This is a genomic window from Nostoc sp. FACHB-280 (assembly GCF_014697615.1).
GTDB lineage: Bacteria > Cyanobacteriota > Cyanobacteriia > Cyanobacteriales > Nostocaceae > Nostoc_B.
Window position 1 is genome coordinate 98,866 of the sequence record NZ_JACJSD010000021.1, and the last position, 6,706, is coordinate 105,571.

The following is a 6,706-nucleotide window of genomic DNA, read 5'->3' on the forward strand; positions in this document are numbered from 1 at the left end:
TCTATTTTCTTAACTAAATCGTCCATAAAGGAGACGCAGAGAAAATTATCTCATCGTATAATCTTTGTGAACAAAACACCAAGTACTGTACTTTTTTTGCACCTACAATTTTTAGCAATGATTCAAGGAGTGATTTATTTTCTTGGATAAAAACCTGTTTATCGATTTAACAATGACAAAGCATACATCATAGCCAAATTTTGTAATCATTCATACTAAATTTCCGATGATTTTGACCATTAATTGGCCTTTTTGACAAGGCAAAAAAACACAAAATACCTTTTTTAGGAGTTACTTGTTTAATGTTTTAGTCCATAGTCAGGGAAAATAAGTATTACACATTTGAGCAAGGCTGCCCCATGATAGATGTTTTGTCTTTAACTCTCCCAACAAATTAAAAATTCATCAGGCGAACTATAGCATTACCTATCTACTATCAACCACAGAGGAAGACATGATATCACATAGTTCAGGGTTGTATATTCTACTAGTCAGTGTTCACGGCTTGATTAGGGGAAAAAATCTCGAATTAGGTAGAGATGCTGACACAGGTGGACAAACAAAATATGTAGTCGAACTTGCCTGTACATTAGCCAAACATCCCCAAGTAGAAAGAGTGGACTTGGTAACACGTTTAATCGATGACCCCAAAGTTAGTTCCGACTACGCCAAGCCTGTAGAAATTCTCTCAGACAAAGCCCAAATTATTCGCCTCGCTTGTGGGCCGCGTCGCTACCTCCGCAAAGAAGTTCTCTGGCCGCATTTAGATACTTTTGCAGATGAATTACTCAGACATATCCGCAAAGTTGGCAAAATTCCCAACGTCATTCATACTCACTACGCCGATGCGGGATATGTTGGTTGTCGAGTTGCTGGTTGGTTAGGAACGCCACTAGTACACACAGGTCATTCCTTGGGACGAGTCAAGCAGCAACGATTACTCGAACAAGGAACCAAACTCGAAGCCATTGAAGACCACTTTCATATTAGTACCCGCATTGAAGCCGAAGAAATTACCCTTGGTGGTGCAGCCTTAGTGATTGCGAGTACAAATCAAGAAATTGAAGAACAGTACAGCGTCTACGACCAATATCAACCAGAAAGAATGGTGGTTATTCCGCCAGGGGTAACTTTAGAGAAGTTTTATCCCGCCCCCGCAGATTGGCCAAAACCCCAAATTTACCAGCAATTGCAACGATTCCTCAAAGACCCAGAAAAGCCGATGATTACGGCCATTTCTCGGCCAGCAATTCGCAAAAACGTCAGTCGGCTGATTAAAGCCTTTGGGGAAGATCCCAAACTACGTGAGTTGGCTAATCTTGTGGTTGTCTTAGGACAACGAGAAGACATTTCAACAATGGAATCTGGGCCACGTCAGGTATTTTCCGAAATCTTTCAATTAATTGATCGCTATGACTTGTATGGCCATGTAGCCTATCCTAAACACCATGTTTCTGATGATGTGCCGGATTTATATCGTCTAACAGCAAAAACTGGTGGAGTATTTATTAATCCTGCACTCACAGAACCGTTTGGACTGACTTTAATTGAAGCTACGGCTTGCGGTGTGCCAATTATTGCCACCTGTGACGGTGGGCCGAGGGATATTATTGGCGCTTGTCAAAATGGCTTGTTGATTGATCCGCTTGATATTCAAGACATTCAAAAAGCCTTGTATCGAGCTTTAACAGATACCGAACAATGGCAACACTGGTCTAGCAATGGCTTGACTAATGTGCGTCAAGCCTTCTCTTGGGAAAGTCATATAGAACAATATTTAGAGAAAGTGCGGCTATTTCCCCAACAGAAAGTCCAGTCTTTACTTTCTCCAGTGCGAGAATTTCCCACAAGCGATCGCCCAGAATGGAAAATACCAGAGACAAACCATCTCCCAACCGCCGATCGCTTTCTCATTACCGAAATTGACAATACCTTATTAGGCGACCAAGAAGCACTGCACAAATTAATTCATCGCATTCGTGCTGAAGGACATACAACTGGTGTCGGCATTGCTACAGGTCGCAACCTCAGAAGTACTTTAAGCATGTTGGAAGAATGGGAATTTCCCATGCCAGATTTGCTGATTACTTCCGCAGGTAGCGAAATTTACTACGGCCCCAAAATTGTGACAGACACAAGTTGGGAGAAACATATCAACTATAATTGGCAACCTGCGGAAATCCGAGAAGCGATGAAGGACATTCCTGGGTTGGAATTACAGCCCCCAGACACCCAAGGAAAGTATAAAATTAGCTACTTTGTTGATGCTGACAAAGCCCCACATTTCCGCGAAATCATCCGCCATCTGCGCCAGCAACAACTCCCAGTCAAAGGCATTTTTAGCCACAATATGTATCTTGACTTATTGCCATTCCGTGCTTCTAAGGGAGATGCACTGCGCTATGTGGCTTTGAAATGGGGATTACCCGTAAAAAGATTTTTGGTAGCGGGTGCATCTGGTAATGACGAATCGATGTTAACTGGTAATACTTTGGCAGTTGTCGTTGGTAACTACAGCAAAGAAATTCACAAATTACGCGGCTATCCTCAAGTTTACTTTGCTCAAGGCCGCTATGCTTGGGGAATTTTAGAAGCCTTAGATCACTACGACTTTTTTGGTAATTTGTCTGTTATACAGCCAGAACCAGAAATGGTAGCAGTCTAATTTTCTAGTTTCACGCGTATGTAGGGGGGTAATACTATGTTGGATTTTGGATGGCGACAGGGTTGATTAATCAGCTTTTTTGCACTCCGTTTGATGCAACTTTTTACTTCTTTACATACGCGGGATGCTTTATAGCGTCATTTTACAAATTCATCCGGTTAATCTTATTTTTTCTGTATCTCACTCCAAGAACCGCTATATTTACGAGAAAGATAAAATTAAGTGTTCGTCTCGCAGTGAAGCGCAAATTATTATCTGTTCGTTATCGTGTATGTCAATATTGAGTATATTAGACTCTTTGCGGTCGGGCTTCATTGCGTCGTACTCTCGCAAAACTACTGTGTAAACTCCTGCTTTAAGTCGGACGTAAATGCTGTTTGGCGGTGCTAAATGAGCAAATCTTTTTTCTGTACGATGAATGTTGCGATTGATGTAAAGTTTGTAAGCAGATATACCACCTACCAAAGAAGCATCACCTAAAACAATCAATGTAGAACGGTTGATTGCGTCCCACTCTTTGTTAAATTTTTCCCAGACACTTTTAATAGAGGTCACTTGTAAAATTTAATTCAATTATCCCAGCAAATCAATAATCGCCTTAGCTAACAATGTTGGTTCAACAGGTTTAGGCAGGTGTGTTTGAAAGCCGGCGGCTAATGCTTGCTGACTGTCTTCAGTTTTAGCATAGGCGGTAAGGGCGATCGCGGGAATTTTGCCGCCTTGGTTGGCTGGTAATTTTCTAATTTTGCGAATCAAACTATAGCCATCTTCCCCAGGCATTCCAATATCACTAACTAAAATATCTGGCTGAAATTCAGGAAATAGTTCAAAACCTGCGGCGGTATTAGCCACAGCCATGACTGTTGCACCATACTGTTCTAAAACAAAAACCAGGAATTCGCGGGAGTCGGGATCATCTTCCACCGCCAAAACCCGCATACCTGTCAAATCCAACTCAGAATGACTAGATTTAACTTCCTGATGCTTGAGTGTTGGCACTGGTAATAAGGGTAACATCACTGTAAAAGTTGCTCCTTGCCCTTCGCCTGGACTAGCGGCCTGGACTGTACCATGATGTAATTCTACCAAGTGCCGGACAATTGCCAGCCCTAAACCCAAGCCACCAAATTGCCGTGTAATTGAAGCATCAGCTTGGCGAAAAGATTCAAACACATAAGGTAAAAATTCTGGGGCGATACCTTGGCCTGTATCACTGACTGTAATTTGCGCGTATTTACCAACTTGTTTTAACTCAATTGATACAGTTCCATGAGCCGATGTGAATTTAATGGCATTAGAAAGTAAATTCCAAACTATTTGCTGTAACCGCGCCGAATCTCCTGCAACTTGTCCTACTGAATCTAAATGAGTTTGAATCACAATGGACTTGGCAATAGCAGCATTTTGCATTGTTTCTATAGCTGCCACAATTACGAATGATAAATCAACAGGCACGAAATTCAAGCTGAGTTTGCCGCGCAATATCCGCGAGACATCTAATAAATCATCTATGAGTTGAGTTTGTAATTTCGCATTGCGCTCGATAGTTGCTAAAGCTTCGGCAGTTTTGCTAGGACTTAATTTGTGAGTTTGTAGTAATCTTGACCAACCTAATATCGGGTTCAGAGGAGAACGTAATTCGTGAGAGAGAATGGCTAAAAATTCATCTTTGACACGATTTGCTGATTCTGCTTGGGCGCGGGCGGCTTGTTCACGACTCAGTAAGCTATTACGTTCTGCTTCCACTAGTTTGCGATCGTGAATATCGGTATCTGTACCAATCCATTCTCGCACTGAACCATCGGGATTCAACACAGGTACTCCCCGCGCAATCATATAACGATATTCACCAGTGGGATGATGCCACAATCTTATTTCTGCTTCGTAGTATTTTTTGTAGTCTAGGGCTTGTTGCCATTGTTGCTGAACTCGCTCTCGATCCTCTGGGTGAATTACTTGTACCCAACCCCAGCCAGCATAATCCTGCCAACTTTGGCCTGTGTATTCTTCCCAAGAGGGTTGTAGATCAATAAATTCACCGAGAGGATCAGTAACCCAGACTACTGCTGAAGTGGCAGCTACTAGTGAACGATAGCGTTCCTCACTTTGACTCAGTGCTATTTCTGTTTGTTTTCGCTGAGTAATATCACTAAAATAAATGGCAATTCCATCTTCTAATTTGACTGCCATATTCCGAAACCAACCAGTAATTGATTCGGCATTGTAGGCAATTTCAATATCATGAGGTTTGCCAGTTTCCACAACGATGACATAACGTTCAAATAACTGACTGTTGAGTTTATTTCCTGGTAAAACTTCTAATAATTTTTGACCAACTAATTCTGATACGGTTTTTTTCAGAATCTCGGCTGCTTTGGGATTGACATAAGTCCACTCAAAGTCAATGATTGTGCCTATTTCATCTCTAATACTTTTTAAAATAGTGAACCCATCTAAAGATAATTCTTGGGCTATGCGGAATCGTTCTTCACTCTCGCGTAATGCTAACTCTGCGCGTTTGCGTTCTGTGATATCTCGAAAATAAACCGCTAGTCCATCAGGTGAAGGATAAGCATGAACTTCTAACCACTTACCTAAAGGTCGAACAAATTCTTCTAAAACAACAGCAACTTGTTCATTAAGAGCGCGATGCAGTTCTTGATGACTCAGCATTCCGACTGTTTCAGGAAACAATTGCCAAATCTGTTTACCTAGCAGTTGTTCACGGGTTTTCTGCAACAGCCTTGTAGCTTGTTCATTTACGTAGGTATAACGCCATTCGTGGTCAAAAGCGACAAAAGCATCAGTAATACTTTCGAGAATGGTCGCAATTTGATTCCGAGCTGATTCTGCTTCCAGGCGTAATTTTTGTTCGTAATGGGCAACTTCTTGACGGATTTGTGCCATTTTGAGGTTAGCTTCAACCCGCGCTAATAATTCCTTGGCAGAGAAGGGCTTGATTAAATAATCGTCTGCGCCATTGTTTAAGCCTGTCACACAAGATTCTTCTTCCGCACGAGCAGAAAGTAAAATAATTGGCAAAGTTTTGGTATCAGGGTTAGCTCTTACCGCTCGTAACAAGCCAAAACCGTCGAGTTTTGGCATCATGATGTCTGTAATTAAAATATCTGGCTTTTTTTGGCAAATCGATGCTAAAGCCGCTATCCCATCGGCGGCTGTTGCTACTTCATAACGCAGACTTAATAAACGCTGTAAGTAGTCGCGCATATCTGCATTATCGTCAACTAAGAGAATTTGAGCAGAGGAAGGTGAGAGGTGAGAGGTTACAGGTGACAGATCAGATTTTTCCCTGTTCCCTATTCCCTGTTCTCTATTCCCTTCTTGGGGTAGCCAGCGTAGTGCTTCGGCAATATAGGTGGTGCTGGCTTGAATTGTGGGTGGTGTAGATGTGGTGGTAATGTTGGATATGCGATCGCTTGGTAAATGCTCCCATCCTGTAGGAATAGAGATGATGAAACTAGTGCCGTGATCAACAATACTATTAACTGTAATTTTGCCTTGATGCAGTTTAACTAGTTCTTGAACTAACGAAAGTCCAATACCAGAACCTTCAAAGGTTCGTCCTTTCGCAGCTGGGACGCGATGAAATCTTTCAAATATCCGGGGTAATTCTGCCACCGGAATTCCTGTCCCTGTGTCCCGCACTTCTAGTTCAATATGATCTTGGCAATAGCGCAATTCTAAACAAATTTCTCCGGTAAACGTGAATTTAAAAGCGTTGGACAGCAAGTTCAACACTATTTTTTCCCACATTTGATGGTCAACATAAATTGCTTCTGGCAAAGGCGGACAGTTGACCAAATAGCTTATATCTGCTTGTTCAATGGCTGACCGAAATACACCAGCTAAATCTGCGGTGAAGCTGGCTAAGTCGGTTGGTTGATACTCGGCTTGGCGTAGATATAGCGAAGCTGTCACTAGGGGCAAGATAGGCTGAAAGTATTGTGGAATCTGGGTTTGAGAAAAAAAAGTTCATGATTGGGTTTTAGCAGTTTTGACGGGCGTTTTATAAGCACAGCC

General features: G+C 42.0%; 3 protein-coding genes. 1 reads left to right on the forward strand and 2 read right to left on the reverse strand.

What is annotated here, in order from left to right:
* Positions 1 to 454: 454 nt before the first annotated feature.
* The gene (locus tag H6G75_RS17015; protein ID WP_199337908.1) at positions 455 to 2,665 is read left to right on the forward strand and encodes an HAD-IIB family hydrolase; all 2,211 of its coding nucleotides are present in this window, start codon (positions 455 to 457) and stop codon (positions 2,663 to 2,665) included.
* A gap of 201 nt (positions 2,666 to 2,866) precedes the next feature.
* On the opposite strand, the gene H6G75_RS17020 is transcribed toward H6G75_RS17015, so the two are convergent.
* Entirely contained in the window at positions 2,867 to 3,220 is a 354-nt protein-coding gene (locus H6G75_RS17020; RefSeq protein WP_190981200.1) for a hypothetical protein, read from the reverse strand.
* A gap of 18 nt (positions 3,221 to 3,238) precedes the next feature.
* Entirely contained in the window at positions 3,239 to 6,604 is a 3,366-nt protein-coding gene (locus H6G75_RS33015; RefSeq protein WP_313934859.1) for an ATP-binding protein, read from the reverse strand.
* Positions 6,605 to 6,706: the final 102 nt, after the last annotated feature.